Genomic DNA, 248 nt, shown 5'->3' with positions numbered 1-248 from the left:
GATTTGGACAAAGCTGTCGAAGGCGCGCTTGCTAGCAAGTTCCGTAATAGCGGTCAGACCTGCGTCTGCACCAACCGCGTTTACGCTCAATCAGGTATTTACGACGAATTTTGCCGCAAATTAAGTGAAAAAGTGGCTGCGCTCAAATTGGGTAACGGCTTGGAGGATGGAGTGAACCAAGGGCCGCTGATTGAGGAAAAAGCGGTGGAGAAAGTTGAGCAGCACATCGCTGACGCGCTCTCCAAAGG

The 248-nt window shown here is 51.6% G+C and carries 1 protein-coding gene; it reads left to right on the top strand.

From position 1 onward, the window contains the following. On the top strand, positions 1-248 hold a 248-nt coding region (locus tag ACTHS3_RS18355; RefSeq protein WP_440368855.1), incomplete at both ends, for an aldehyde dehydrogenase family protein.

Source organism: Neisseria sp. P0009.S007 (assembly GCF_051962515.1).
This window is presented reverse-complemented; position numbering and strand designations above follow the sequence as displayed.